This is a genomic window from Methyloversatilis thermotolerans (assembly GCF_000372885.1).
Classification (GTDB): domain Bacteria; phylum Pseudomonadota; class Gammaproteobacteria; order Burkholderiales; family Rhodocyclaceae; genus Methyloversatilis; species Methyloversatilis thermotolerans.
This window is the reverse complement of record NZ_KB889967.1, coordinates 1,235,357-1,261,185: the sequence shown is the minus strand read 5'-3', so window position 1 is coordinate 1,261,185 and position 25,829 is coordinate 1,235,357. Positions and strand designations below refer to the sequence as shown.

General features: G+C 67.5%; 22 protein-coding genes. 15 read left to right on the top strand and 7 right to left on the bottom strand.

Going from position 1 to position 25,829, the window contains the following annotated elements; genetic code table 11:
- Positions 1 to 9: 9 nt before the first annotated feature.
- Positions 10 to 2,139, bottom strand: a complete 2,130-nt coding sequence (ovoA, locus tag A3Q7_RS0105245) for a 5-histidylcysteine sulfoxide synthase (protein ID WP_018410809.1) — start codon at positions 2,137 to 2,139, stop codon at positions 10 to 12.
- Positions 2,140 to 2,270: 131 nt separating this feature from the next.
- A complete protein-coding gene (locus A3Q7_RS0105240; RefSeq protein ID WP_018410808.1) occupies positions 2,271 to 3,179 on the bottom strand; it encodes a LysR family transcriptional regulator in 909 nt (302 codons plus the stop codon).
- Positions 3,180 to 3,482: 303 nt separating this feature from the next.
- Here A3Q7_RS0105240 and A3Q7_RS0105235 point away from each other — a divergent pair, with 303 nt between their 5' ends.
- The 5 genes from A3Q7_RS0105235 to A3Q7_RS20460 all read left to right on the top strand — a co-directional run bounded on the left by A3Q7_RS0105235 (position 3,483) and on the right by A3Q7_RS20460 (position 8,552).
- Positions 3,483 to 4,274, top strand: coding sequence for a response regulator transcription factor (locus A3Q7_RS0105235; protein ID WP_198289156.1), 792 nt, complete (start codon positions 3,483 to 3,485; stop codon positions 4,272 to 4,274).
- Complete coding sequence (locus tag A3Q7_RS0105230; protein ID WP_018410806.1) at positions 4,268 to 5,722, top strand: ATP-binding protein; 1,455 nt, start codon at positions 4,268 to 4,270, stop codon at positions 5,720 to 5,722. Before A3Q7_RS0105235 ends, A3Q7_RS0105230 begins: the two co-directional genes overlap by 7 nt.
- A gap of 155 nt (positions 5,723 to 5,877) precedes the next feature.
- Positions 5,878 to 6,720 (top strand): spondin domain-containing protein, encoded by an 843-nt coding sequence (locus tag A3Q7_RS21100; RefSeq protein WP_232417827.1) that lies wholly within the window; start codon positions 5,878 to 5,880, stop codon positions 6,718 to 6,720.
- A gap of 244 nt (positions 6,721 to 6,964) precedes the next feature.
- On the top strand, positions 6,965 to 7,612 hold the full coding sequence (locus A3Q7_RS0105220; protein WP_018410804.1) for a glutathione S-transferase family protein: 648 nt from the start codon (positions 6,965 to 6,967) through the stop codon (positions 7,610 to 7,612).
- A 7-nt stretch (positions 7,613 to 7,619) separates the two neighbouring features.
- Entirely contained in the window at positions 7,620 to 8,552 is a 933-nt protein-coding gene (locus tag A3Q7_RS20460; protein WP_077231315.1) for a pyridoxamine 5'-phosphate oxidase family protein, read from the top strand.
- Here A3Q7_RS20460 and A3Q7_RS0105210 read toward each other — a convergent pair.
- The 3 genes from A3Q7_RS0105210 to A3Q7_RS0105200 are packed head-to-tail and all read right to left on the bottom strand — an operon-like array spanning position 8,464 to position 12,573.
- Positions 8,464 to 10,584: an FUSC family protein gene (locus tag A3Q7_RS0105210; protein ID WP_018410802.1), complete on the bottom strand. Its 2,121-nt coding sequence runs from the start codon at positions 10,582 to 10,584 to the stop codon at positions 8,464 to 8,466. The two genes, A3Q7_RS20460 and A3Q7_RS0105210, sit on opposite strands and share 89 nt — an antisense overlap.
- 4 nt (positions 10,585 to 10,588) lie before the next feature.
- Positions 10,589 to 11,215: a response regulator gene (locus tag A3Q7_RS0105205; RefSeq protein WP_018410801.1), complete on the bottom strand. Its 627-nt coding sequence runs from the start codon at positions 11,213 to 11,215 to the stop codon at positions 10,589 to 10,591.
- Positions 11,212 to 12,573 (bottom strand): cache domain-containing protein, encoded by a 1,362-nt coding sequence (locus A3Q7_RS0105200; RefSeq protein WP_018410800.1) that lies wholly within the window; start codon positions 12,571 to 12,573, stop codon positions 11,212 to 11,214. The genes A3Q7_RS0105205 and A3Q7_RS0105200 overlap by 4 nt, the downstream gene beginning before the upstream one ends.
- A gap of 257 nt (positions 12,574 to 12,830) precedes the next feature.
- On the opposite strand from A3Q7_RS0105200, the gene A3Q7_RS20455 reads away from it, so the two are divergent.
- From A3Q7_RS20455 to A3Q7_RS0105165, 7 genes are all read left to right on the top strand, one after another.
- A complete protein-coding gene (locus A3Q7_RS20455) occupies positions 12,831 to 13,004 on the top strand; it encodes a DUF1328 domain-containing protein (protein WP_018410799.1) in 174 nt (57 codons plus the stop codon).
- A gap of 28 nt (positions 13,005 to 13,032) precedes the next feature.
- Positions 13,033 to 13,587, top strand: a complete 555-nt coding sequence (locus A3Q7_RS0105190; protein ID WP_018410798.1) for a ferritin-like domain-containing protein — start codon at positions 13,033 to 13,035, stop codon at positions 13,585 to 13,587.
- A gap of 50 nt (positions 13,588 to 13,637) precedes the next feature.
- Positions 13,638 to 13,841, top strand: coding sequence for a CsbD family protein (locus A3Q7_RS0105185; RefSeq protein ID WP_018410797.1), 204 nt, complete (start codon positions 13,638 to 13,640; stop codon positions 13,839 to 13,841).
- A 423-nt stretch (positions 13,842 to 14,264) separates the two neighbouring features.
- Positions 14,265 to 16,331: a carbon starvation CstA family protein gene (locus A3Q7_RS0105180; protein WP_018410796.1), complete on the top strand. Its 2,067-nt coding sequence runs from the start codon at positions 14,265 to 14,267 to the stop codon at positions 16,329 to 16,331.
- Positions 16,332 to 16,445: 114 nt separating this feature from the next.
- On the top strand, positions 16,446 to 16,640 hold the full coding sequence (locus A3Q7_RS0105175; protein ID WP_026224511.1) for a YbdD/YjiX family protein: 195 nt from the start codon (positions 16,446 to 16,448) through the stop codon (positions 16,638 to 16,640).
- Between the two features lie 93 nt (positions 16,641 to 16,733).
- Positions 16,734 to 17,771: a CobW family GTP-binding protein gene (locus A3Q7_RS0105170; RefSeq protein ID WP_018410794.1), complete on the top strand. Its 1,038-nt coding sequence runs from the start codon at positions 16,734 to 16,736 to the stop codon at positions 17,769 to 17,771.
- 764 nt (positions 17,772 to 18,535) lie between these two features.
- Positions 18,536 to 19,360 carry a DUF3014 domain-containing protein gene (locus tag A3Q7_RS0105165; protein WP_018410793.1) on the top strand — a complete coding sequence of 275 codons (825 nt, stop codon included), beginning with the start codon at positions 18,536 to 18,538 and terminating at the stop codon, positions 19,358 to 19,360.
- Positions 19,361 to 19,376: 16 nt separating this feature from the next.
- Here A3Q7_RS0105165 and A3Q7_RS0105160 read toward each other — a convergent pair whose 3' ends face one another.
- Positions 19,377 to 20,501 (bottom strand): helix-turn-helix transcriptional regulator, encoded by a 1,125-nt coding sequence (locus tag A3Q7_RS0105160; protein ID WP_018410792.1) that lies wholly within the window; start codon positions 20,499 to 20,501, stop codon positions 19,377 to 19,379.
- Positions 20,502 to 20,677: 176 nt separating this feature from the next.
- Here A3Q7_RS0105160 and A3Q7_RS0105155 point away from each other — a divergent pair, with 176 nt between their 5' ends.
- Positions 20,678 to 21,499, top strand: coding sequence for a hypothetical protein (locus tag A3Q7_RS0105155; RefSeq protein ID WP_018410791.1), 822 nt, complete (start codon positions 20,678 to 20,680; stop codon positions 21,497 to 21,499).
- Between the two features lie 59 nt (positions 21,500 to 21,558).
- Here the strand turns inward: A3Q7_RS0105155 and A3Q7_RS0105150 are convergent, their stop codons facing one another.
- Positions 21,559 to 21,876, bottom strand: coding sequence for a hypothetical protein (locus tag A3Q7_RS0105150; RefSeq protein WP_018410790.1), 318 nt, complete (start codon positions 21,874 to 21,876; stop codon positions 21,559 to 21,561).
- Between the two features lie 511 nt (positions 21,877 to 22,387).
- On the opposite strand from A3Q7_RS0105150, the gene A3Q7_RS0105145 reads away from it, so the two are divergent.
- Together A3Q7_RS0105145 and A3Q7_RS0105140 are read left to right on the top strand one after the other, a co-directional pair.
- Entirely contained in the window at positions 22,388 to 23,524 is a 1,137-nt protein-coding gene (locus A3Q7_RS0105145) for a hypothetical protein (RefSeq protein ID WP_026224509.1), read from the top strand.
- A 4-nt stretch (positions 23,525 to 23,528) separates the two neighbouring features.
- Positions 23,529 to 25,754, top strand: a complete 2,226-nt coding sequence (locus A3Q7_RS0105140; protein WP_018410789.1) for a hypothetical protein — start codon at positions 23,529 to 23,531, stop codon at positions 25,752 to 25,754.
- The last annotated feature ends 75 nt before the right edge of the window (positions 25,755 to 25,829 follow it).

Below are 25,829 nucleotides of genomic sequence, written 5' to 3'. Positions count from 1 at the left end.
GTTCGGGCTTCAGCTCAGCTTCTCCCAGATGGTGACCTCGGACAGCGTGTGCTGGAACTTGCGCCGCGTCTCGCGGATGACGAAGGGCACATCGCGCGCGGCGCCGAGCAGCCGGAAACCGGGCGCCAGCGCCTCGCGCAGCCCGTCCAGTGTGGTCCAGCTCTCGCCATCCTTCTTGAATCCGCCCAGCCAGTCTTCGCGCCGGGTGTGTTCCTCGAGCCAGGTGTAGGGCGAGGCGATGAGCAGCAGGCCGCCGGTGTTCAGCCGTGCATGCACGCTTGCCAGGAAGGCTTTCGGGTCATACAGCCGGTCGATCAGGTTGGCGGCGAGGATGAGGTCGTACCCGGTCAGCACGCTCTTCAGATTGCAGGCATCCCCCTGCACGAAATCCACCTTGCCGCGCACCCCGTCCAGGCCGAGGTCCGCCAGCCTGCGCGTGCGATAGGACACCAGTTCGCCCTCATCGACGAGGGTGTAGCGCAGCACACCCTGTTCGGCCAGTTGCACGCCTGCGTTGATGAAGCGCGCGGAAAAATCGACGCCGGTCACGCGGTCGAAGTGACGGGCCAGTTCAAAAGTTGCGCGTCCGGTGGCGCATCCCAGATCCAGCGCATGGCGCGCCGGACGCTCACCCATCGCCTCGATCGCCATGTGCGCCAGCGCGCGCGGGAAATTCGCCACGCCGTAGTACTCGTCGCCATAATGGAATTCGGCGTACTCGGACAACTGGCGATCGCTTTCGTAATACACATTGGGCGCGCTGGCCGGTGCATCGCTGATCACGTAACGGAACCCCGCATGCTGGAAGAAATGACGGCGGAAGGCATAGCGCGACGCGCGGATCGCCTCGTTGCCGCAGGATATCCACGATCCGCCCTTCATCAGGTTGTGACGGGCGTCGAAAGTGGGGGTCGAGAAATCGTCATAGATGGGATGCACATCGAAACCTTCGAACGGGTAGATCGGGGTTTCGGTCCATTGCCACACATTGCCCGCCACATCGAAGAAGTCGCCCTGGGCGAAGCGATCGACCGGGCAGGATGATGCCCAGTGATCGAGATGCAGATTGGCGCTGGCCCTGGCATCGGCCGGAATCTCCGCCACGCCGGCCACGTCGTACAGGCGGTACCACTCGTCCTCCGTCGGCAGCCTGACCGGACGGCCGAGCCGGGCGGCCTTCCAGCGGCAGAAGGCGCGCGCCTCGTGGCAGTTGGTTTCGACCGGCCAGTTCCACGGCATCGCCACCTCCTGCAGCATGAGCCGCAGATGCCAGCCATCCGGCCGGCGCACCCAGAACTCGGGATGGTCGATGCCCGCCTGCAGCCGGAAGTCGCGCCACTGACGGCCTTCTTCGTCCCACCACGCATCGTCGCGATAGCCGCCGTCGTCGACGAACTCGAGGAACTCGCGGTTGCTGGTGAGCTGACGGGCCGCTTCGAAACCGGTCACGTCGATGGCGCGGGTTTCGTACTCGTTGTCCCAGCCGTAAAGCGGGTCATCGCGGCGCTTGCCGAGCTGCGTGCGACCTGACGGCACGGCGACCAGGGTATTCGCCGGTGGTTCGCCGGCATCGCGACAGGGCGCCCAGGCCGGGTGCGGGCGCACGAAATCGAGCCGGCTCTGACGGATCAGCACCGACGAGGTTTCCAGATGGATGCGTTCGTGCTCGATGCCCATCACGATGCTCCACCACGGGTGATTCCAGCCTATGGGCAGGGTGAGCGGCGCTTCGCGGATGACGCGGTCGACCGTGCGGCGCACTTCGTTGCGGTAGTCGCGTACCGCCTGCACCGACGGCCAGTCGTAGTTCGCCTCGTTCAGGTCGTCCCAGCTCATTTCGTCCACACCCACCGCGAACATCGATTCCATCCGCGGATCGATGCGCGCATCGATGAGCCCGGCGAGCAGCAGCTTGTTCACGAAAAAGGTGGCGGTGTGGCCGAAATAGAAAATGAGCGGATGACGCAGGGAAATCGGCTTGCGCGTCCACGCCTCGTCGCACGCCAGCACTTCGAACAACTGCTCGTAGCGCGTGCAGGTCGCATGGAAGTAATCGCGCAAGGTGTCGCGCATGGCCTGCGGATCGAGGCCGTCGAGGCGAGGGGTGCGCGGGAAGAGGGTGTCCTGATGGGCATTCATGTTCTTGTTCTGCTCCGTCGAGTGGAAGGGGCCGGCCTCCGGGCTGACAACTGCGCCCGCCGGGGCACGCGCGTCTGACGTCCGCTCGTCGTTCAAGTTCTGGGGCATCGCGATTGTGCCTCGGCCATGTTTCAGTGTTCGCCGGCGAAGGCCGGGCCCTCCGCGCCCAGCTCGCGCTTGAGCCAGTCGATCAGCAAACGGGTACGTCCGGGCAGCAGCCGTGCATGTGGATAGACCACATGCACCGGACGCGGCGGCGGCTCGAATGCGCCGAGCACCACATTGAGTCTGCCCGCCGCGACGTGTGGCCGCACTTGATAACTCAGAAAAAGGCCGAAGCCGGCTCCGGCCACACAGGCGTCCACGGCCGGTGCGATGTGATTGAACTCCAGATTGCCGCCGACGCTCACCTGCAGCGTGCGGCCCTCGGCGCGGAAGCTCCAGGCCAGGGCGGCTGCGCCGGAAAAGCGCACGCAGGGCGCATCGCACAGATCGTGCGGGTGCATCGGCTCGCCTCGTGCGGCGAGCAGGGCAGGGCTGGCGACCACCACGCGCCGTATCGTTCCCAGCGGCTGCGCGACCAGGCCGGAATCATCCAGCGCGCCGATGCGCACACCGACATCCACGCCTTCCTCGACCAGATTCACCACGCGGTCATGCAGCAGCACGCGCAGCTTCACGCGCGGATGTTGCAGCGCAAAGCGGGTGACCGCGGGGGCGACGTACATCTGGCCGAACTGTACCGGTGCGGTGATCGTGATCGGACCGACCGGCTCGGCTGCGCCTTCTTTCAGAGCGTCTTCCGCATCCTGCACCGAGGACAGAATGTGCCGGCAGTGTTCGAGGTAATGGCGTCCGTCGTCGGTGAGCGCGACCCGGCGCGTGGTGCGGTTCATCAGGCGCACGTCCAGATGCGCCTCCAGCGCGGCCAGCGTGCGCACCACCGCGGCGAGCGAGCTGTCCAGCGCACGGGCTGCCGCAGTCAGGCTGCCGCGGTCGGCGATTTCGACGAAGGTGCGCATCGCGCGAATCAGATCCATGCCGCATTCTAGGGGCTGTTGACGGTGAATCGGCGGCCGCGCGCGAATGCCCGTGCGTCCGGATCGGGCCAGCAGGCCGCGGGCGGCTCGCGTCACGCGCGCTGCAAACGCGCTTCGCGCTTCGACGCCAAGGGCCCCGGCTGCCGCGGTCATGCGATGCGCGCGACATGCGTGGGCCTGCAGTATCCGGTGGGCGATGTAAGGTCGAGGTGTCCCGCCCGGTCCTCCGACGTGTCCGGACCCGAGCCGGCGGGTACTCACGCCCGCACCGTGGCAGGGTCCGTCCGCACACGGAGCCCTATCATGCCGATGTCTGCCGAAGTGTCTGCCCAGGTGCCCTCGCGACTTCACGAATCGCTCCGCCCTGCGGCGGGAACGCAGCCGTCGAGGCGCGTGCTGGTGGTCGAGGACGATCCGGAAATCGCCCGCATGATCGAACTGAATCTCGACGCCGAAGGCTATCGGGTGGACCTGGCGGGCGACGGCGCGACCGCGCTCGCCCGCCTGAAGGCCGGTCACTATGCGCTGCTGCTGCTCGACCTCGCGCTGCCCGACGGCGACGGCTACGACCTGTGCCGCAGCGTGCGGACAGAGCCCGTCTATCTGCCCATCATCATGCTCAGCGCGCGGTCGACCGAAGTGCACCGCGTGCTCGGACTGGAACTGGGGGCGGACGACTATCTCACCAAGCCGTTCTCCTTCGTCGAACTTCATGCGCGCATGCGCTCCGTCATGCGCCGGATGCATGCGGCCGACGCACAGCTTGCCGCGCTGCCTGGCCTGATCCGCGTCGGCGAACTGCAGATCGACCCGATCGCGCGCGAGGTGCGCATCGGCGGGGTGCCGGTGGCGATGACGGTACGTGAGTTCGAACTGCTGTTCTTTTTCGCGCGTCACCCGGAGCGCGTGTTCACCCGGGCCCAGCTTCTGGACCACGTGTGGGGGTACAACCATGACGGCTATGAACACACGGTGAACTCCCACATCAACCGGTTGCGCGCAAAGATCGAGGCGCAGCCGTCGCGACCGCGCTTCATCCAGACCGTGTGGGGCGTCGGCTATCGATTCCTGCGCGGCGACGCGTCCACATGCTGAACAGCCTCTATGCGCGGATCGCGGTGAGTTTTGCGGTCATCCTCGCATGTTTCGGCGGCGTTCTTGGCGGGCTGGGCTACAACGCCGCGCGTACCCACCAGCAAGAGGTGTCGCAGTCGCTCAGCCGCGGTCTCGCGGCCCACATCGCGTCCCACAACAGACTGGTCGGTCGGGCCGACGTGGAAGAGCTCTTCCATATGCTCATGGCGGTCAATCCGCAGATCGAGGTGTATCTGCTGGACGCTGCGGGCCGGATCCTGATGCATTCGGCGCCGGATGGCCATCTGCTCCAGCGGAAAGTGGGGTTGGCGCCCCTGCGGGCCTATCTGGACGGGGCCCGACTGCCGATCTTCGCGGACAACCCTCGCCGTCCTGACCGCCAGGACGTGTTCAGCGTCGCGCCCATCCGGCGGGCCAATGGGGAGCCCGGCTACCTCTACGTGGTGCTGGCCGGCGAGGCGTACGCGCAGATGAGCGAATCCGCAGGGCTCGGCTATGCGCTGAGCGCCGGGCTCTGGCTCGGCCTGGCGGTGCTGTGCGGGGCGCTGGTGGCCGGATTGCTCGTGTTCCGCGGCATCACGCGGCGCATCAACCGGCTGGCCGAACAGGTCGACGCCTTCCTGCCGCCGGAAGCGGCCGACCCGCGCACGCACGCTGACGGCGGCAAGGATGAGATCGGCCGTCTGCAGGCCAGCTTCAGCCGCATGTCGGCCACCATCGCCCGTCAGATCGATGAACTGAAGCGGCAGGACAGTCTGCGCCGCGAACTGGTCGCCAACGTGTCGCACGACTTGCGCACGCCGCTCACGGCGCTGCACAACTATCTGGAAACCCTGCAGTTGCACGCCGATCGGCTCACACCGGACGCGCGCAGCGATTACATCGAGCGTGCCGTGCGGCAGAGCCTGGGCGTGGCCCGGCTGGCGCAGCAACTGTTCGAGCTGGCGCGGCTCGAGTGCGAGGAGTCACCGCCCCAGGCGGAGGACTTCTGCATCAACGAACTGCTGCAGGACGTCCGGCACAAGATGGCCTTTGCCGCCGATGCCGCCGGCGTGGACCTGGATGCGGGCGCCGCCGGCGACCGCCTGATGGTGCACGCCGACATCGGCCTGATCGAGCGCGTGCTGACCAATCTGATCGACAACGCGGTGCGCTGCACGCCTCGCGGCGGCATCGTGCGTCTCGACGCCAGGCGTATCGGCGACGCGGTGGAGGTTGACGTGGCCGACAGTGGCCGCGGCATCGCGCCGGAACTGCTGCCGACGCTGTTTGCGCGCTATTCGCCGCTGCGCCGGCGTGACGGCGATCCTTCGCGTGGCGGACTTGGCCTGCTCATCGTGCATCGCATCCTGACGCTGCACCGGACCTCCATCGCCGTCGACAGTGCCCCGGAGCGCGGTACGCGCTTCCGCTTCGTCCTGCCTGCCGCCGTCGCCCGGCACGCCTGAGCGCCGGCAACTTGCCGCACCGACCGCGGCAGGCAGCAAACATCACGACATCGTGATCATTGCGTGACCGTCTCGCGAGCAGCGCTCCTCAGCATGCGGCATGCGCAGACGCATTCCGTCACCGCGTGTTCGTCAATCCACAGGAGACCCTTCGCATGAACACTGTCCTTCGCATGAGCCTGCCGCTGCTTGCCGGCGCCGTTACCCTTGCAATGCCCTTGCTGGCTACCGCAGCCGACGTTCGCGTCACGTTCACCAACGTCAGTCCGGCCGGCAGCGTCGGTACCTCGCCCTTGTGGGTCGGTTTCCACAACACCAGCTTCGATCTGTTCGATGCCGGCTCCGCCGCTTCGCTGGGCGTGGAGCGCATTGCCGAGGACGGCAACACGGCGCCGCTGAGCACGCTGTTCGCCGCCACGACCGAAACCGGCATCCAGGGCACGCTGCCGGAAGGCCCGGCGTTTCCGGGTGCCGTGCGCTCGCTGGAATTCACCGGCCTCGACCTGGCCGGCGACAACCGCTGGTTCAGCTACGCATCCATGGTCGTGCTGAGCAATGACTTCTTCATCGGCAACGACAATGCGATGGAGCACGACCTGTCGGTGCTGCTGAGCAATGGCGGCATGCTCAGCTTCTACGTCGGCGGCAATGGCGACGTGTGGGACGCCGGCACCGAGGTGAACGACTTCGCCAATTCGCTGGCGAACGGGGCGTTCGGCATCGGTGGCGGTCAGAGCATGGCCAACCAGGGCATGGCCGAGAACGGCGTGGTGCGTCATGTCGATGACCTTCCCTACGCCAGCTTCCTGAGTGCGGCCCTGGTGCCGGCCGGCTACGACTTCACGCCGCTGCAATTCACGTCCCTGCAGGCCATCGGCCGCATCGACATCCAGTTGCTGGCACCGGTGCCGGAACCCGACACCTACGCGATGCTGCTGGGTGGCCTGGCGATCGTGGGCGCGATCAGCCGCCGCGCCATCAGGCGCCGGACCGCTTGATCCGGGCAGCCCGGGCCACGCGCCGGACATCGCGGACCTTGCACCACGGCCGGGCGTCGGCCCGAGCGTGAAGGAAGGGCGCGTACCGCAGTCAAGGACGCGCCCGTTTCCATGGGCAACTAAACCGGTTTTCGCATTTGATTTATCAGCAATAGCCCATTTATTGCGTCCGCCGGTCGGTGGATAGTGTGCGTGCTGCCCGATGTCGGGGCAGCGCTTCCCTCCACACTGCAAGGACGCCGCGATGAACCTGACTGCCACTTCCCGCCCGGAAACACCCATCCTGCTGCACGGATTCAAGCTGTCCGGCCACAGCCACCGCGCCGAACTGTTCCTGGAACTGCTCGGCTTGCCCTATACCTTCCGCCAGGTCGATCTGGCGGGCGGCGAACAGAAGTCGCCGGCCTTTCTTGCGCTCAATGCCTTCAGGCAGGTGCCGGTGATCGAGGATGGCGATACCGTGGTGGCCGATTCCACCGCCATCCTGGTCTATCTGGCGCAGCGCTACGCGCCGGGACGCTGGATGCCGCAGGACGCGGCGGGCGCGGCCGAGGTCCAGCGCTGGCTGTCCGCCGCCTCCGGCCCGGTCGCTTTCGGACCGTGCGCAGCACGGCTGGTGACCGTGTTCGGCGCGGATTTCAATCCGGATGAGGTGATCGCGCGCGCGCATCGCCTGCTGGCGGTGATGGAAAACGGACTGGCGCAACGCGAATGGCTGGCGGCAGCGGTGCCGACGCTGGCCGACATCGCGGTCTACACCTATGTCGCACACGCGCCGGAAGGCAATGTGTCGCTCGATGCCTATCCCCGGGTGAGGGCGTGGCTGGCGCGGGTCGAAGCGCTGCCCGGCTTCGTGCCGATGCCGGTGACACGCGCCGGCCTGCGCGCCTGAGCCCGCCATGAGTGCGCCCATCGACCGTCTGCCATCCGCCCTGCCGGGCGATCCCTTCCATCCCGGCGAGCGTGCGCTGCAGGCACACGCCGGCGTGCGTCAGCGCATGGCCGAGGTCGGCGCCCGCGTCATCCGCGGCCACATGCCGGAACAGCACCGGGCCTTTTTCGCGGAGCTGCCCTTCGTGCTGATCGGCAGCGTGGACGGCGCAGGTCAGCCCTGGGCGACGCTGCTGTCCGGCCCGCCGGGTTTCATCCGCTCGCCGGAACCGACGCGCCTGCGCATCGAAGGCCTGCCCGCCGGCGGTCAGCCACTGGCGGCGCATGTCGCGCCGGGCGCGCCGCTCGGTCTGCTCGGCATACAGCCGCACACGAGGCGGCGCAATCGCGCCAATGGCCGGGTGAGCGGCGTCGATGCGGCGGGCTTCGATATCGCCATCGAACAGAGTTTCGGCAACTGTCCGAAATACATCCGGCCGCGCGAGGCGCGTTTCGCCCCGGGGCCACACAGTCCGCCCGCCGTGCAGGCGCTGTCCGGGCTGGACGACGCGGCGCGGCGACTAATCGCTCGCGCCGACACCTTCTTCATCGCCAGCGCGGCGTACGGCGGCGTCGATGTATCGCACCGCGGTGGCGAGCCCGGCTTCGTGCACATCGACGGCGACGTGCTCACCGTGCCCGATTACGCGGGCAACCTGTTTTTCAACACGCTGGGCAATCTGCTTGTGGAGCCGCGGGCCGGGCTGCTGTTCATCGATTTCGCGCGCGGTGACATGCTGCAGTTGTCGGTGCGCGCCGAGGTGATCGACGATGCCGCCGAGCGTGCGCGTCTGCCTGGCGCGCAGCGCGTGCTCAGCTTGAGTCTGCTCGCCGCGCAGCGGGTGCGGCCGGCGCCTGGACTGAGCTGGTCGGCGCAAGCAGTTCCCGCGCCGCGCTCATGATCGCCTGCGCGTCCTCGCGTGCGGCGTCGAGCCGGCGGCGCAGCGCGTCGCTTTCGTGACCGACCGCGAACACGATGCCGGTGCCGAGCGCATTGCGCAGATCGACGCGGGCCTGCTCGAGCGCGAGGGCGGCAGCCGCTGAGTCGCCCTGCGCACCGAGGCGGCGCGCGGCGGCGACATGGGCGAGCAGCAGGTAACCGCGGGTAGTCAGGATGTTCAGGGTGGCCAGCGGCAGTTGCTTGGAACTGGGTTCGTTCACCATGCGGGCGGCGGCATCGGACAGCGCGGCGAGCGCTTCCTGCGCATGCCGCCGGGCAAGCCGGTAGTTCACATCGCGCGTGCCCGGCGTGAGCGCCCGTTCGATGTACTCGACCAGCGACTGCTGCAGCCGGCGTACCAGGGCCGGCACCGAGTTGCGTTCCCAGCTCGGCAGCACACGGCTGAACGCCCAGGCGATGGCGACGCCGGCCAGCGTATCGAGAAAACGTTCCGATACATGGAAGCTGCCGGGTGCGATCAGGTGCAACTGCAGCAGCGCCATGACGCACATGGCGGTGACCGTGACCCGGTAGCGCACGGTCAGGAAGGTGTGCGCAATGCCGATGCTGATGAAAATGACGGACAGCAGCACCACCGGCTGCGGTACGAAGCGCAACAGTGCGGCGACGAACAGGCAGCCCAGCGCATTGCCTATCATGCGGTCGGTCTGGCGCTGCCGGGTCTGGCTGAAACTGGCGCGCATCACCAGCGACACCGTGAGCAGGATCCAGTAACCGTGTCCCGCCCACGGCAGCCACCGCGACAGCAGGTAGGCGGCGGCCATGGCCAGCGTGAGGCGGATCGCGTAGCGCAGCACCGGCGAATCCATGCGCAGCGCCAGCCACAGCGCGCGCGGTGCGAAGCTCGAGCGCGACAGGAAGCGGCCCATGGCCATCACCGACACCTTCTTCGGTGCCGGATCGCGCAGGACACGATCGACGCGCCGCAGCGCATCCACCGTATCGAAAATCTTCTGGCGCGCCGCCAGCAGCGAAGCGAGCGCGATGTCGTCGGCAGGAGGCTGCTGTTGCCGCAGCGTGTCGACCGCATGCGCAAGCGCGGGCCGCATCGCGCGGTAGGGCGCCTCGGTCAGCACCGGCTCGCGAGAGGACAGATCGGATTCGGCGATGCGGATCACGTCTTTCGCGGCGGCGCGCGTCATGTCGGCGAGCAGGCCGAGCACGCGGTGCTCGCGGAAGGCATCGCGCAGCGGCGAATAGTCGCCCTGGCTGGCGAGCACCGCCTCGTGCGCATCGATCATCGCGAACAGGCCGTCGGCCATGGCCTGGCGCTCCGGCGTGCGCCGCTCGTCGAGCAGGAAGTCGCGCGCGGTCTGCAGCTTTTCCGCCAGCACCGCCTGACGGCGCACCAGATCGGCATACACCTGGTCGATCGGAATGGCCGGATCGAACAACCGGGCCTTGTCGTTCATGTAATCGGCGAAGGCGTGCATGGCGTCCACCAGCACGCGTCGCCGCATGTCCACATCCACCGCGCGCGCCATGAGCAGCCCGTAGCCCAGGTAGAGCATGCCGCCCGCACATTCCTGCAGCACGTGCATCATCTGCTGTTCGACCGGCAGTTCCGGCAGCGCCAGCGAGAACGCCATCACCATGGTCATGCCGTAACCCAGCGGCAGGCCGGCACGCCCCCAGGCGGTGGCCATGGCGGAGGCGAAGGCGATGAGCAGCACGACCGCACCGAGCAGCCAGACCGAATCGTGCGACAGCAGCACGGCGAGCGACACCAGTGGCATCTGCACCAGATTGGCGAGCAGCAGCGGCAGCTTGTTGCGGCGCGGTACCGCGATATCGGTCAGGCTGACGATGAGTGCACCGGCGGATACCGGTATCGCGACCTGTGTGCCGAAGGCGAGCCAGGTGAGCACAGTGATGAGCAGCACACCGGCGCTGCACAGCAGTCCGCTCAGCGCGTGGTGATTGCGCAGCTCGCGCGCCAGCGGCGCATCCTTGTTCAGCCCGGGCCACTGCATCGCGTCAGGTCCTGTCCCGGCAATGGTCGAGCGCGAACTTCACCAGGGCGGCGGTGCTGTCGAGATCGAATTTGCGTTTGATGTTGATGCGGTGCGTTTCCACAGTCCGTACCGACAGCGCCAGACGGGCGGCGATTTCCTTGTTGCCGAGGCCATCCGCGATCAGTTTCAGCACCTCCCGTTCGCGTGGCGTCAGCTCGGGCTCCGGCAGACTGGCATTGACCAGGGCGTCGGCCACGCGGGCGCTGAAATAGCGCCGGCCCGCGCTCACCGCGTCGATGGCGGCGACGATTTCCGCGGACGGGCTGTCTTTCAGTACATAGCCCCGGGCGCCGGCGCGGAAGGCCTCGACCACGTATTGCGGCTCGTCGTGCATGGTGAGCATGATGACCTGCAGTCCGGGATCGCTGTGCTGCAGCCGCCGCGTCAATTCGATGCCGTGCATGTCGCGCATCGAAATGTCCATCAGCACGCAGTCCGGTGCGTGGCGCGCGATCGCCTCCAGCGCCTCGGCGGCGGATCCGGCTTCGGCCACCACCGTGAAGTGGCCGACCGCTTCCAGCCGCGCGCGCAGTCCGTCGCGCACCAGTGGGTGATCGTCGACCAGCAGGAGGCGCAGCGCAGGCTTCATGCATCCTGCTCCGGCAGGCGGGCGGTCAGGGTCGTGCCGCGCGGACCGGATTCGATCCGGAAACTTCCGCCCAGCGCCTCGATGCGTTCGCGCATGCTGGACAATCCAAGGCCGCGGCGTGGCGATGCGGCCACCGCGTCGACATCGAAGCCATGCCCGTCATCCGCCAGTTCCAGCACGCGATGCGCGCCATCCCGACGCAGGCTGAGCGTCACCCGTGAGGCGGTCGCGTGGCGTTCGACATTGTTCAATGCTTCCTGCAACAGGCGGAACAGCGCGGTTGCCACGTCTCCGCCGGCGCCGCGCTGTTCGTCGGCGTCCGTCTGCATGGAACAGGCGATGCCCGTGCGCGCCGAAAACTCGTCCAGCACCTGCTTCATCGCTGCCTGCAGACCCAGCGTGTCGAGCAGTGTGGGCCGCAGGCCGTGCGAAATGCGCCGCACATCGCCCAGCACATCCTCCATGGCGGCGATGCCCCGTCCCAGACTGCGCCGGGCGGCCTCGACCGCCTCGGTGTCCGGCGCTTCCAGCCGCGCCTGGGCCGATTCGAGCAGGAATTTCACCGACACCAGGCTCTGACTCACGCCGTCATGCAGTTCGCCCGCCACCCGGGTGCGTTCGGTTTCCTGCGAGCGCACAACCTGGCGGGCCAGTTCGCGCATTTTCTGTTCGGCCACGCGACGGTCGGACAGATTGAGCGCCATGCCCCCCAGCGCCACCAGCACGGTCGCCACCACGGCGATGGCCGCGATCACGCCCAGCGTATTGCGGATGGCGAGCTGCGCCTGCTGTTCCATGCGCTGACGCGCGGCCACGATGTCGTCGGTGTACAGCCCGGTGCCGAGCATCCATTCCCACCCGGGCAGGGACGCCACGTAACCCAGCTTGTTCTCCGGGCGGCCGGAAGACGGCCGGCGCCAGATGAAGTCGACATAGCCGCCGCCATCGCGCGCGGTGGCGATCAGGTTCTGGATGGTCGGGCGGCCGAGCGGATCCTTCATGTCCCACAGCGTACGGCCGACCAGTTCGGGCTGGCGCGGGTGCATGAGCACGCGGCCACGATAGTCATAGACGAAGAAATAGCCGTCGTCGCCGAATTCGAGCCGGCCGAGCAGATCGAGCGCCTGACGGCGCGCGGCTTCATCCTGACGCCCGCTGAGATGGCTGATGCTGGCCAGCGCGAGCAGTACGTAGTTGCGCAGTTCGGCGCGCCGCGCCTCGGTCAGTGCGGGCTCGACGATGGCATGTTCGGCGTCGGCCAGCGCGCGCCCCTGCAGCTTCACTACGGCGGCGACCGCGGCGATCGCGAGCAGCAGCGGTACGACGGCGAGCAGCACGAATTTCAGGCGCAGTTGCATGGCGCGATGGCGGTAAGGAAGCCCGGATGATAAGGCGTTTCAGCCGCGTGCGTCGCGCCCGGATAACGGCGTTTCCGGGGTGCCGGGTGCGCCACTGTCGGACGGCACCCACAAGGCGGTGTCATCCGCCTACACGGCGCTGCCGGATCGCCGATACGCCGTTTGGTCGCCCTCCCGGATCATTCATCCCATGCCGCAGCGATCTTCGGCGCCCGCCTGCGATCGCATTCCATCATCCCTCAGACAAGGAGAACGTCATGCTGAAGTGGGCTCTCATATTCGCACTGATATCGCTCGTGGCCGGCGTGTTCGGCTTTACCGGCATCGCCGCCGGTGCCGCCGGCATCGCCAAGATTCTTTTCTTCATCTGTGTGGCTGTGTTCGTCATCTTCCTGGTGCTGGGACTGCTCGGCATCAAGGCACTGAACTGACACGCCATACCCGGACAAGGAGATGACCATGACCATAGCGACCCTGCGCAAGAACGACGAGAAGGGGGCGATGACGCTGGATCACGATGCCCTCCGCCGAGCCAGCGAGGACCTGGACAAAGGCGCGGTCACGCCCGCGAACAGCGCCTGGAGCGAGGACATCGTTCATCTGCTCAACCATGCGCTGGCCACCGAGCTGGTCTGTGTGTTGCGCTACAAGCGCCATCATTTCACCGCGCATGGCATGAATTCGCCGGCCATCGCCGACGAGTTCCGCGAGCACGCCGACGAGGAGGCGGCGCATGCCGACCTGCTGGCGCGACGCATCGTGCAACTGGGCGGCGAGCCCGATTTCGACCCGTCGCGGCTGCTCGATCGCAGTCATGCGGACTACGACGAAGCAACCGACCTGAAGTCCATGGTCCGGGCCAATCTGGTCGCCGAGCGCATCGCGGTAGAGAGCTACCGCCAGATGATTTCGCTCATCGGCGACAAGGACCCGACCACCCGGCGTCTGCTCGAGGACATCCTGCATGACGAGGAGGAGCACGCCGACGAACTGGCGGACCTGCTCGAACAGTGAGCGAGCGGGCCTGTGCAGTGATTTCCAACCACCGATAGAAAGGAAGCGCCATGAACAGCGACCGTATCGAAGGCAACTGGAAGCAACTGAAGGGGAAGGTGAAGGAACAGTGGGGCAAGCTCACCGATGACGAACTGGATGTGATCGAAGGCCATCGCGAGCAGCTCGCGGGCAAGATCCAGGAACGTTATGGCGTCGCACGCGACGAAGCCGAGCGGCAGGTGAAGGATTGGGAACGCCGCATGCACGGCTGACGGTGCCGGCGCATTCCGCCCCCCGGGGACGGGGCGGCGTGCGCATGTCCCGGCGTGGCGAGGTGGCGACGCGTGTCCGGCACGCGTCGTCCTTGTCCGGGGCGGGTCCTGTACAGGACCCGCCCCGGGTCTTTTGCAGGATTGACGCAGCACTCAGGGTTTACCGCTAGGTGTTGGCGCGGAGTGCCACTGCGTAATCGCACCGATGCGGGGGCTTTGCCCGGCCAACCATACTCCCGGTACTCCACCCGCTTGCAGCGCAGACATGCGCTGTCGCAGGGCAGGAGGTCGACAGTCGTCGCGTCCGTGCATGCCCGCGTTCGCTCCCGTCAGCGGGCGGCGGCGGCCAGCGGAGCGCTGGCGACACGAGGCCGCGCGGTCGCGGTCGCTGCAGCCCGGACCACCGGGCGCCCGAGGAGACACATGAACCCCCTGATTTCCAAGCTCGGCTGGGCCGCGCTGTCGGTGACCGGCGCCGCCTGTCTCGGCGTGGTCGCGCTGTCGCGCGGCGAGAGCATCAGCGCCCTCTGGATCGTGCTGGCCGCACTATCGGTCTACCTGATCGCCTACCGTTTCTACGCGCGCTTCATCGCCACCCGTGTCATGGAGCTGGACGCCCGCCGCATCACGCCGGCGTGGGCCAGGAATGACGGCCTGGACTACGTACCCACCAACCGCAACATCCTGTTCGGTCACCACTTCGCGGCGATTGCCGGTGCCGGCCCGCTGGTCGGACCGGTACTGGCGGCGCAGATGGGCTACCTGCCGGGCATGCTGTGGATCCTCGCCGGCGTGGTGTTCGCCGGCGCGGTGCAGGATTTCATGGTGCTGTTCATTTCCACGCGCCGCGACGGGCGCTCGCTGGGCGATCTGATCAAGTCCGAACTGGGCGAGGTGCCCGGCGTGATCGCGCTGTTTGGCGCTTTCATGATCATGGTGATCATCCTGGCCGTGCTGGCGCTCATCGTGGTCAAGGCGCTGGCGCACTCGCCCTGGGGCTTCTTCACGGTCGCCGCGACCATCCCGATCGCCATCCTGATGGGTCTGTACATGCGCTATGTCCGGCCCGGCCGCATCGGCGAGGTGTCCATCGCCGGTTTCGTGCTGCTCATGCTGGCCATTGTCGCCGGTGGCTGGGTGGCGGCCGATCCGGTGTGGGGCCCGCTGCTCACCTTCGACGGCAAGCAGCTTACCTGGATGCTCATCGGCTACGGTTTCGTCGCATCGGTGCTGCCGGTCTGGTTGCTGCTCGCCCCGCGCGACTACCTGTCGACCTTCCTCAAGATCGGCACCATCGTCGGTCTGGCGCTCGGCATCCTCATCGTCGCACCCCAGCTCGAAATGCCGGCGGTAACGAAGTTCATCGATGGCAGCGGTCCCGTATGGTCGGGCAATCTGTTCCCCTTCCTGTTCATCACCATCGCCTGCGGCGCGGTATCCGGCTTCCATGCGCTGATCTCTTCCGGCACCACGCCCAAGCTGCTCGATCGTGAAACCGATGCGCCACTGATCGGCTACGGCGGCATGCTGATGGAGTCCTTCGTCGCCATCATGGCGCTGGTGGCCGCCTCGGTCATCGATCCCGGCGTGTACTTCGCGATGAACAGCCCGGCAGCGCTGATCGGCAAGACCGCGCAGGAAGCGGCCACGGTGATTTCCCAGTGGGGCTTCGTGGTGACGCCGGAAATGCTGACGCAGACCGCGGCCGACGTCGGCGAAACCAGCATCATTTCGCGTGCCGGCGGCGCGCCGACGCTCGCCGTCGGCATGGCGCACATCCTGCACCAGGTGATAGGCGGTCAGGCCATGATGGCGTTCTGGTACCACTTCGCCATCCTGTTCGAGGCGCTGTTCATCCTGACCGCGGTCGACGCCGGTACGCGTGCTGGCCGTTTCATGCTGCAGGATCTGATGGGCACCTTCGTGCCGTCGTTCAAGCGCACCGAGGCGCTGGTGCCCAACCTGGTCGCCACCGGCCTGTGCGTCGCCGCCTGGGGCTACTTCCTGTACCAGGGCGTGGTCGATCCGCTGGGCGGCATCAACACGCTGTGGCCGCTGTTCGGCGTGGCCAACCAGATGCTGGCTGCGGTCGCGCTGGTGCTCGCCACCGTGGTGCTGGTGAAGATGAAGAAGCAGCGCTACATGTGGGTGACCGTGCTGCCCACGGTGTGGCTGCTCGCCTGCACGCTGACCGCCGGCTGGCAGAAGGTATTCAGCGAGAACCCGAAGATCGGTTTCCTGGCCCACGCCGCCAAGTTCAGCGCCGCCGCGGAGAACGGCGAAGTACTGGCGCCGGCCAAGAGCATCGAACAGATGCAGCAGGTCATTTTCAACGACTATGTCGATGCCGCGCTCGCATCGCTGTTCGTGCTGGTGGTGCTGTCCATCACCTTCTTCGGTATCCGCAAGGTGATGCAGGCACTGCGCGACGACCGGCCGAGCGTGCGCGAATCGCATCACGGCCTGCACGCCGAGGCGGGCAGGGCGTGATGGCAAACGGGTGCTCGATGCGGGCGCATCTTCCAGAAGAAGTGCGCACCGGGCCCGTCACGCTGCTGCCGACCGCGCAGCCGCGCGACGGGTCGGGCGCCCCGGGGTGTCATCATGTTTAAGGACATTGCGCGCATGGGCGAATATCTGGGTCAGGCGGCCCGCCTGATGGTCGGTCTGCCGGATTACGATACCTATGTGCAGCACATGCGCATGAAGCACCCGGACCGGGCGCCGATGACCTATGAAGAGTTTTTCCGTGAACGCCAGGAAGCGCGCTTCGGCGGCGCTTCCGGCAAATGTTGTTAGGACCTTGTCGATCGCGGCAGCGTCCTTCGCCGATGTACCACCTCCTCCTTATTGGCCGGGGTCGGCGCAAGCCTTCCCCGGCATTTTTTTGGAATGCCTGCCGTGAATCCGATGGACCCGATTCCGACCACCTTGCTGAGCGGCTTTCTTGGCGCGGGCAAGACCACCTTGCTGAACCGGCTTCTCGCGGCCGATCACGGCCAGCGCATCGCGGTGATCGAGAACGAGTTCGGCGCGGTCGGCATCGACGGCGGACTGGTGGACCGCGCTGCAGTGTCGGTCGTGGAACTGTCCAATGGCTGCATCTGCTGCAGCGTGCAGGGCGAACTGGGCGAGGCCTTGCGCGCTCTGATGGCGCGGCGCGATGCCGGCGAACTGGCTTTCGACCGGCTGGTGATCGAAAGCACCGGCCTGGCCGATCCGGCACCGGTGGTACAGACCTTCTTCAACGACCCGGTGCTGCGCGAGCGTTACCGCCTCGATGGCGTCATCACGGTGGTCGACGCCGTACATTTCGACCAGCAGTTCCGCGGCGAGCGCGTCGCCGCCTCCCAGGTCGCGTTTGCCGACCGGCTCGTGGTGAGCCGCGCCGATCTGGTGACGCCGGAGCAACTTTACGAACTGTGTGCCCGGCTGCAGCGCGTGAATGCGCGCGCGCCCATCATCGTTGCCGGCAGCGCCGACGAGCACTGGCGTGACCTGCTCGCCATCGGCGGTTTCACGCTGGACGAGAAGGGCCTGCCGGTTGCCGGCTGGCAGCCGGTGTCGCCGCGTGCGCTGTCCGGTTTCGGCGGCACGCTGCGCAAGTCCTGGGATGATGCGGTCGGCTCGCTGCTGCTGGAAACCGACCGGGCGCTCGACCTTGATCGCATCGCAAGCTTCGTCGATGCGCTCATCGCCGACTACTCGGTCGACCTGCTGCGCTACAAGGGCGTGCTGTCGATCGCCGGCGAACCGCGCAGGCTCATCTTCCAGGGCGTGCACCGCATCGCCGGCTTCGACTACGGTCGCCCCTGGGACGAAAACGAAGCCCGCACCAGCCGCATCGTGCTGATCGGCCGGCATCTGCCGGCCGACGCCTTGCGCGCATCCTTCCTCGCCGCCTGCGCCATCGCCGACGCAATGGCCTGACCCTCGCCGCCGCCCGCGATCGCGCCCACAAAAGCTCGGCCAGGCCGAGAACGGAGCCAAGGTTTCGTGGGAGCGGGCTTGCCCGCGATGCAGCTTCGAACGCAGCCTGCGGCCGGCATGCGCCGCATCGCGGCCAGAGGCCGCTCCCACAAAAACTCGCGACAGACACGAACGGAGCCGGGGTTTGGTGGGAGCGGGCTNGCCCGCGATGCAGCCTTGAACGAAGCCTGCGGCCGGCATAGCCCGCATCGCGGCCAGAGGCCGCCCACAAAAGCTCGGCCAGGCCGAGAACGGAGCCAAGGTTTCGTGGGAGCGGGCTTGCCCGCGATGCAGCCTTGAACGAAGCCTGCGGCCGGCATAGCCCGCATCGCGGCCAGAGGCCGCCCACAAAAGCTCGGCCAGGCCGAGAACGGAGCCAAGGTTTCGTGGGAGCGGGCTTGCCCGCGATGCGGCCTTGAACGAAGCCTGCGGCCGGCATGGCCCGCATCGCGGCCAGAGGCCGCTCCCACAAAAGCTTTCGCCGATCACGAACGGCGCCGGGGTTTGGTGGGAGCGGGCTCGCCCGCGATAGAGCTTCGAACGAAGCCCACGGCCGGCATGCGCCGCATCGCGGCCCGCGGCCGCCCACAACAGCTCGCTCAATCGGCGAAAGAAGCGGGGTTGCTTGGGGGCCATGTCAGAGCAACATCCGGAAATGTTTGCGGCCGGATATCCCCGGCGAGGGTTCTGTCCATCTTCATTCACCGCGAAGGGAGGAGGGCGCCATGAAGAAATCGACCGCCGTGATATCCGTGCTGATCGCGCTGGCGATCGCTGTCGGTGGATATCTCTTTTATGTGCAGCCGCCAGCCGCGCCACCGCCCGCGGAATTGCCCGCCGATCCTCCGCCGGTGGCGACGCTGCCCGAAAGTCCGTCGCCGGCACCGGATGTCGCGCCGCATTACCCGATAGACGTGCCGGCTGCGGCGGATGCGCCGGCTGCCGAGGCGGACCTCGATGCCCGGCTGCTGATCGCATTGCGCGCGCTGTTCGGTGCGTCGCTCGACACCATGTTCAACACCACTGATATCGTGCGACGTATCGTGGTGACGGTGGACAATCTGCCGCGCGAACGCGTTTCGCGCCGCCTGATGCCGGTCAAGCCGGTGCCGGGACCGATGGTGATCGCGGGTAGCGGCGACGAGCGCGTGATCGACGCTTCGAATGCCGAGCGCTACCGGCCCTATGTCGAACTGATGGAACGGGTGCCGACTGCGACGCTGGTCGATGCCTATGTCCGGAACTACGACGCCTTCCAGGCGCGCTATGTCGAACTGGGCTATCCGCAGGGCTATTTCAACAATCGTCTGGTGGAGGTGATCGACCACCTGCTGGCGACCCCGGAGCCCGCTGTGCCATTGCGTGTGGCGCAACCCAGGGTGCTGTACACCTTTGCCGATCCGGAACTGGAAAAGCTGTCGGAAGGACGCAAGATACTGCTGCGCATGGGCCCGGACAATGCCGCGAAGGTGAAAGCCAGGCTGCGCGACATCCGCGCCGCGGTGACGCGCGAAGCCGCGGCGGGTACGCCCTCCGCCGGCGCACGCTGAGGGCCTGCTGGCAGCCTTACACGCTGCGGGCGAGCAGGGCGACGGCTTCGGCCTGACGGTGCGTGCCGGTCTTGGCCAGGATGCGCTTGAGGTGGGAACGGACGGTCGCCAGGCCGATGCCCAGCCCGGACGCGATGCCTTCCAGCGAACGCCCCTGTGCCAGCGCGGCGGCGACCGCGGCTTCGGTCCGCGTGAGGTCGAACAGCGCGCGCAGCTTGTCCAGATCGGCCGGCGCTTCCGGGTCACGGATGAACAGCAGCGCGGCCGGCTCCTGATCGCCGAATACCGACAGCGAGGGGCGCAGCGGCACGATTTCCAGCAACAGCGGCAGCCGGTCGCGGCGTGGAATGCACAGCGCGGCTCCGGCATCGCCCGGCTCGCCCCGGGCGACAGCGATCGCCGCGCGCACCCGCGCCGACAGCGCATCGCGCAGCGCAGCTTGTCGCAGTACGAGGCACCCGCCCTGTACCGCAAGTTCGGTATTCCCGCGCAACAGGGTGTCCGCCATCGCGCTGGACATCATGACGCGGCAGCGCGCATCGACCACGATCACCCCGGTATCGACGCGGTCGAGCGCCTGCAGGGCGGCGGTGTGTGCCTGCGACAGCGCCGACAGGCGGCGACCCAGCCGCAGCGCGCGCTGAAGGTGCGGCAACAGCAGCGCAACCTTGCTGCGCTCGACCTCGGAATACGCGCCGGCTTCGCGCGCGCGATGGATGCCCAGCACGCCGATGACGCCATCGGCCGCCTGGAACACCGCGCCCAGCATGTGGTGGATGTCGAGATGGTGCAGCCATTCCCGGTAGAAGCCGCTGCGCGCCTGCTCTTCGGGTGTCACCAGATCCTCGTCGGTGATGACGCGCGACAGGCCGTGGGCGACCGAGCGCTCGACCCACAGGTCGCGCCGGTGCCAGTCCTCGGCCCAGGCCCGGTCGCGCTCCGCGACCACCAGATTGTCGGTGCATTCGAGCAGATCCACCTGCGCGCCGTCGCCATGCAGCTTGATGACCGTGCTGGTGGAATCGAGCGCCTGTGCGGTGCGCGTCGCCGTGCCGGGCCACAGGCTGCTGTCCAGCGCAGCGTCGTAGTAATGCGCGATCAGCGCCGACAGGCGGGCGTCGGCAAGTTCCGGTGAGGACATGGGTGGCGCCTCCGTGTGCGGGTTTCTCCCCTGTTTGGGGGGCGCAAGCGCCCCGTGCCGGTTTCTACCATAGCGCACGGGCGGCGCACGACCGGAAACCTAATGTCCCAGGTGCATCAGTCGGGACTGCACCGGCGGCGATACGACCGCCGGGATCAAATGACAGGAGCTTTTCCATGCAGACACGAGCCGTTCTTTCCCGCCTCGCACTGGCCGTCGCGCTGATCGCCGGTGCGGCGCCCGTGCAGTCGCAGAACGCCACCACCCCTGCCGCGAAACTCGACATCGCCGGCGTGCGCATCGGCATGACCGAAGCCGAAGCCGTCAAGGCCGTGCAGGCCTTCGACGCCAGCGCGAAGCTGAAGCGCACCGTCGCCACCTTCCCCTATTTCGATGGCGTCAGTTCGCTGCAGTCGCCGGAATTCCTCGACCACATTGGCGCGACGATGAACAATGGATCGGGCATCGGCATCTGGTTCGCCAGCCCGCCGGCCGAGCCGCGCGTCATCGCGGTGATGAGACGCGCTTCGGCGCCGCAGCCGCCGGGCAGCGAACAGATGATGTCGTCCCTGGTCGGCCGCTACGGTCCTTACGCCGCGCGCACACCGCCTGTCGCCGGTGGCCGCGCCGTCGTGCACTGGAGCGAGGAAGGCAAACCCCAGTGCAGCGTGGACAAGGATCGAAAGGGCCAGCGCATCCCCTGGCATAACGCCATGGGCACGCTGCTGCAGCCGGGGGCGGTGAAGGTGCTGGAACAGTACGCGCGGCAGCGCGTGCCGCATCTGGTCGAGGCGCTCGGCCCCACGCCGGACGTCGCCCGTTGCGGCATCGTGCTGCGCTACGAATGGAACAGCGAACCGGTGCAGAACTTCGAAGCCTGGCTGGTCGATCAGGGCGGCATGGTCGCCAGCAGCCGCCGGTCGGCCGAGTGGGTGGAACAACTCAAGGCCGACGCGGTGCGCAAGCTGAAGGGGCAGGGGACGGTGCCGAAGTTCTGACCCGCCCCGGTTCCTTCGGGCGTGTCATCCGGTGTGTGTGCGGACCACGCTTGAGCGCTTTACAGCATGCGCGACACGATGCGCTGCGTTTCGTCGCTGAACTCGGCAAACTCCTGATCCGTAAGCAGATTTTCCCGTCGCATCTCGGTCAGCTTGTACAGCGCGTTGGAGCGGCTCAGCCCGTCGAATGCAAGCGCGATCTGCTTGTCGCGGTCCTGTATCAGCTCGAAGATGTTCGAGTAGCGTTCATGGCTCGTGTCCTCGCTTTGGGCCACGAGCATCAGTTCTTCCAGGATACGGTTGCACAGGCGCTCAAGCGCAACCGGCTTCAGCGTGCTGAGCCGTCGCCAATCTGCTTCAGGGATGCGGGTCGTCATGGTCTGTTCGGGATGCCTGTCGGTGGGATCGACGAATGGGTTCAGTTCAAGGGGTCGCTCGCCCTAAGGATAAGCGCGGAATCTGTACGAATGCGCTGATAGCGGGGTCTGACCCCGATAACGGACCCCGAACGAAGCCCACGGCCGGCATGCGCCGCATCGCGGCCAGAGGCCGCTCCCACAAAAGCTCGCCCAGGCCGCGAACGAAGCGGGTTCATGTAGGAGCGAGCCCGGCTCGCGATTCCACCCTCGAACGAAGCCTGCGGCCGGCATAGGCCGCATACATATCGGATTGGGAGCGCTGACGCCGACCGGCAGAGCCGGCGGAGCAGCACGAGGCCGGCGCGGCGCGCAAGCTGCGGGGTAGGGTGCGGGCGCTTCCCGCGGTGCTGCAGACGCCTTCGTGATCCTGTCATGCTGGTGCGCATGACAGGACAGAAATTCCCCTCATAATGGATGCGATGGGCCGCCACCTCACGGAATGCCCTCGACCACCCGAAGGGACTTCCGCTTGGCGACTTCACTCCCGCTTTCCATCATGCGCCGCGTGCGCGCGTTCAAGGACTTCTTGTTCGGTCTTTGCGTCGTCGGCGTCGCGCTGCTGCCGCCGGTCGCCGCGTTTGCCCAGACACCCGATGCCAGCGCCTGGCCCGGCCGGCCCGCTTTCGAGAACATGCCGTGCGCCCAGCGACGCGAGCAGGTGCTGCAGTTCTGGGGGACTCTGCCACGCCAGCCCGATGCCTGCGCGCGCGCGCGCAAGACGCTCGCGGTGGCGCAGGATCTGGTCGCCACCAAGCGCGCCTGTGGCGAGACGGCCGACTGGCGCACGGTCGAAACCGATCAGAGCGTGACCGAACATGCCGCCGCAGCCCGCGCCGCCTGCGGGAACGGCGGCAGCTCGTTGCGCAGACAGGCGGCCGGTGACGCGGGCCGCGCTGCCGGATGTCCGATGGACATCACAGCGAACGGGCGGCGGGTATCGATCATCGACCCGATCGAAGCCCAGGGTGGCGCGGCCAACGCGCTGCGTGCGGCGCGCCAGACACTGGCAAGCATCACCAGCCAGGGCTCTTGCAGCGACTTCGGCAGCGAACGGCAGACCTGTGAAGAGAATCTGCGCGTATGGCAGGACACCGTCCGCGCGCTGGAATGTCACGCCGCGGCGGAAGAGAGACAGCCCCCGGCCGTGCCGGGCAAGGCAGGTGGTGCGAGCGGCGATCGACCGGGTTCACCACCCGCCGCGGCCGCAAAGGATGCCAACGCTTTTCTCGGTTTCGGCGACAAGACGGGGGCGAAGGGCGACGGCGGCGCGGGTGCGTCCGGCGGCAAGGGCGGCGCCGCAGGGCGCGGAGCGGCCGCCTTTCTGCCTTTCGCGGATGGCAACGGCAGCGGTAGCGGCGGCGGGACCGAAAGTGCCTTCCCCACGCCGTTCTGCCGCTTCGTCAGCGACGAGAAGGAGCGCCACGATCCGGAAACCCAGGTGTGTGTCGGCAAGACGGTCTACATCTGCCTTGGTCGCAGCAGCCCGCGCGGTGCCGATGCCTGGCATGTGGTGGGCACCAGCGGCTGCGGCACCGTGCGTTCCATCCGCGCCGTGGAAGATGCGCGACGGGCCGATCGCCAGCGGACAAAGATTCACGAGGACTGAACCGATGACATCGATCGCGCAGCGCACGAAACGCCTCTGGCTGGTTCTTGCGGTCACCTGCATTGCCGCCGTGCCCGCTGCCCGGGCCAACGACGCGGCGGCCTGGGGGCGCGCAATGCAGGGTGTGAACCAGTGGATGCAGCAACAGGAGGCACGCGAGCGACGGGCCGAGGCGGCACAGCAGCGGCAGCAGGCGGAGGCGCAGCGGCGCCAGGCGCAGGACGCCGCGCAACAGTTTGCCGAGACGGAGCGGCGTCAGGCGCAGCAGCAGCTTGCCGCCGATGCCGCCCGCGCCAGCGAAGCCGCCCGCATGGAGGCCTTGCGCGCGCCGGGCCGCTACGCCGGCCGTCTGGTGCTGCACCGCGCGTTGTTGCAGTCATCGGCCGACACGCCTCCCGGGCTCACCCTCGTCGGACGTTCCGCGGTCGCCATTTCGCCCGACGGAAAGCACATGGCATGGGTTGCGCGCAACGGCGATGTCGTGATCTGGCCCGAGGGCAAGGTGCTGCGCGCGCAATCGGCCTTCGATCAGGTGTGGTTCTTCGGTGCAGCGCGGCTGATCGCGCGCGACATGCGCTATGGCGGCCCCGCCGAACTGCTGGATCTGCAGGGCACCAGCGTCCAGCGCTGGACCGCAGTAAGGCAGTTGCAGTCGGGCGCGCAGGGTCAGCCCCTGGTGGTCATGGAGGGCGACGCCAAGCGCTGCACGCGGGTGGTCGCCTACGACAGCTCCGGCGCCGTGCTCGCGCACACCGACCTCAGCGCGAACGCACCGCCGGATTGCACGGCACGCTACGTGAACGGTGCGCTGGAAGTGCTCGCGACAACGCCGGATGCGGTCACCTATTACCGCGGGAACGAGGCGCTGCGTCGCACCCAGCACGCGGATGGCGGTGGCGAGCAGGCGCCGGGCGTCACCTGGGTCGGGGCGACGTCCCACGCACTGACCACGCGCTGGAACTTCAATTGGGGCGGCGGCGAAAGCGGGACCGCGGCAGTGCTCTGGACGCCGCAGAGCGGGGCAAGCGTTTGCCGCTTCGCGGTCGGCGGGTACCTGCACGTGATCGCCGTCGGCGAACGGCTTTACAGCTTCACGCCGGCGGGCGAACTGAATCTGCAGTCGTGCACCTTCAGGTCGCTGGGTAGCCCCGCATCCCACCTGATCGTCGCCGGAGACCGGGCGATCGTGACCGATGCACGCAGTGGCGAAGTCACGCTGCTGGATGCGGCGGGCAAGCCGGCCCTGACCGTGAACACCGGGCTCGGCCGTGCGCCGAAATCCGATGGAAACGACAGCTACTTCATCCTGGCACAGTTCGATGCGGAATCGAACACGCTGACGGCATCCTCTTCGGGCCAAGGCGATGGCCCGATACCCGTGTTCGATATCCGCAGCGGCGCCCGGCTGGCGGAACTGCCCGCCCCTGTGGCGCCGGGCGGCTGGGGGCAGCGAGTGGACTACGACGCCGCGGCGCAGCTCTGGACGTCCCGGCTGTGGCCGCCGAACCTCATGCGCAATCCCGCGCTGGACGACATGCTGGCGCGCGCGGTCAAAGGCAGCTACGAAACCACCGAAGCGTTCCACAAACGACAGGAAAAGACGACGCTCCCGCATGCGCTGCAGGTCGAACTTGTCGCGTACGACGCCGACCGCAGCAGGCTCGACGTGCGCTATCGCGGCATGAAATTCGGCCTGCTCGTGCCGCCCGAACAGGCGCGGCAGCTCGAAGGCCGGGCGGTGACCACGCTCAGCGGTCAGTTGCGGGTGGTCGACCCCGACTTCCTCGAGCTCACCCGGCCGGTGCTCGATCTTGGCGAAGGGCGCAGCGTCGCGCTCCAGATGGTGAGCTGCCCGGCATCGCTGGCGTCACTGTCGAGCCGCATGCCGGCTTACCAGGCCGCGCGCCTGTCGCGACTGCGCGCGCAGATTCTCGGCACATCGATCGACGACACGGTGACGCGCGCCCGGCGCGCGGGGTTTGATCGTGCCGCGGCCATACGGGCCAGCTACGAACAGGCCGAACTGTCCGATCGCGATGCGGAAAGCGTGCTCGCCAGTCCGGACGCCACGCTGCAGCGCGATATCCGGCGCGCGGCGACCGGCGAACTGCCGCTGCGCTATGACTGCGCCGGCACGCGCGGCGACGCGGTATGCCAATACGTGGAACAGCGATGGCGCGCCCTGGCCGCGCGCGAAGTGGCGAAAGCCATGGAGTGCCGCGACGATTGAAGCCGCGCTGGATCGGGCGGGCAAACATGGGGCGCTTCAGATGAGCCCCCTGACCACGAACGAAGCCCGCTTCCC

Coding starts and splice junctions, on each gene's coding strand:
- A3Q7_RS0105185 (WP_018410797.1), top strand. CDS start 13,638: ATGAACAGCGACCGTATCGAAGGCAACTGGAAGCAACTGAAGGGGAAG.
- A3Q7_RS20460 (WP_077231315.1), top strand. CDS start 7,620: ATGAGTGCGCCCATCGACCGTCTGCCATCCGCCCTGCCGGGCGATCCC.
- A3Q7_RS0105150 (WP_018410790.1), bottom strand. CDS start 21,876: ATGACGACCCGCATCCCTGAAGCAGATTGGCGACGGCTCAGCACGCTG.
- A3Q7_RS0105240 (WP_018410808.1), bottom strand. CDS start 3,179: ATGGATCTGATTCGCGCGATGCGCACCTTCGTCGAAATCGCCGACCGC.
- ovoA (WP_018410809.1), bottom strand. CDS start 2,139: ATGAATGCCCATCAGGACACCCTCTTCCCGCGCACCCCTCGCCTCGAC.
- A3Q7_RS21100 (WP_232417827.1), top strand. CDS start 5,878: ATGAACACTGTCCTTCGCATGAGCCTGCCGCTGCTTGCCGGCGCCGTT.
- A3Q7_RS0105170 (WP_018410794.1), top strand. CDS start 16,734: ATGCCTGCCGTGAATCCGATGGACCCGATTCCGACCACCTTGCTGAGC.
- A3Q7_RS0105205 (WP_018410801.1), bottom strand. CDS start 11,215: ATGAAGCCTGCGCTGCGCCTCCTGCTGGTCGACGATCACCCACTGGTG.
- A3Q7_RS0105165 (WP_018410793.1), top strand. CDS start 18,536: ATGAAGAAATCGACCGCCGTGATATCCGTGCTGATCGCGCTGGCGATC.
- A3Q7_RS0105200 (WP_018410800.1), bottom strand. CDS start 12,573: ATGCAACTGCGCCTGAAATTCGTGCTGCTCGCCGTCGTACCGCTGCTG.
- A3Q7_RS0105155 (WP_018410791.1), top strand. CDS start 20,678: ATGCAGACACGAGCCGTTCTTTCCCGCCTCGCACTGGCCGTCGCGCTG.
- A3Q7_RS0105230 (WP_018410806.1), top strand. CDS start 4,268: ATGCTGAACAGCCTCTATGCGCGGATCGCGGTGAGTTTTGCGGTCATC.
- A3Q7_RS0105235 (WP_198289156.1), top strand. CDS start 3,483: ATGCCGATGTCTGCCGAAGTGTCTGCCCAGGTGCCCTCGCGACTTCAC.
- A3Q7_RS0105140 (WP_018410789.1), top strand. CDS start 23,529: ATGACATCGATCGCGCAGCGCACGAAACGCCTCTGGCTGGTTCTTGCG.
- A3Q7_RS0105220 (WP_018410804.1), top strand. CDS start 6,965: ATGAACCTGACTGCCACTTCCCGCCCGGAAACACCCATCCTGCTGCAC.
- A3Q7_RS0105210 (WP_018410802.1), bottom strand. CDS start 10,584: ATGCAGTGGCCCGGGCTGAACAAGGATGCGCCGCTGGCGCGCGAGCTG.
- A3Q7_RS0105180 (WP_018410796.1), top strand. CDS start 14,265: ATGAACCCCCTGATTTCCAAGCTCGGCTGGGCCGCGCTGTCGGTGACC.
- A3Q7_RS0105175 (WP_026224511.1), top strand. CDS start 16,446: ATGTTTAAGGACATTGCGCGCATGGGCGAATATCTGGGTCAGGCGGCC.
- A3Q7_RS0105190 (WP_018410798.1), top strand. CDS start 13,033: ATGACCATAGCGACCCTGCGCAAGAACGACGAGAAGGGGGCGATGACG.
- A3Q7_RS20455 (WP_018410799.1), top strand. CDS start 12,831: ATGCTGAAGTGGGCTCTCATATTCGCACTGATATCGCTCGTGGCCGGC.
- A3Q7_RS0105160 (WP_018410792.1), bottom strand. CDS start 20,501: ATGTCCTCACCGGAACTTGCCGACGCCCGCCTGTCGGCGCTGATCGCG.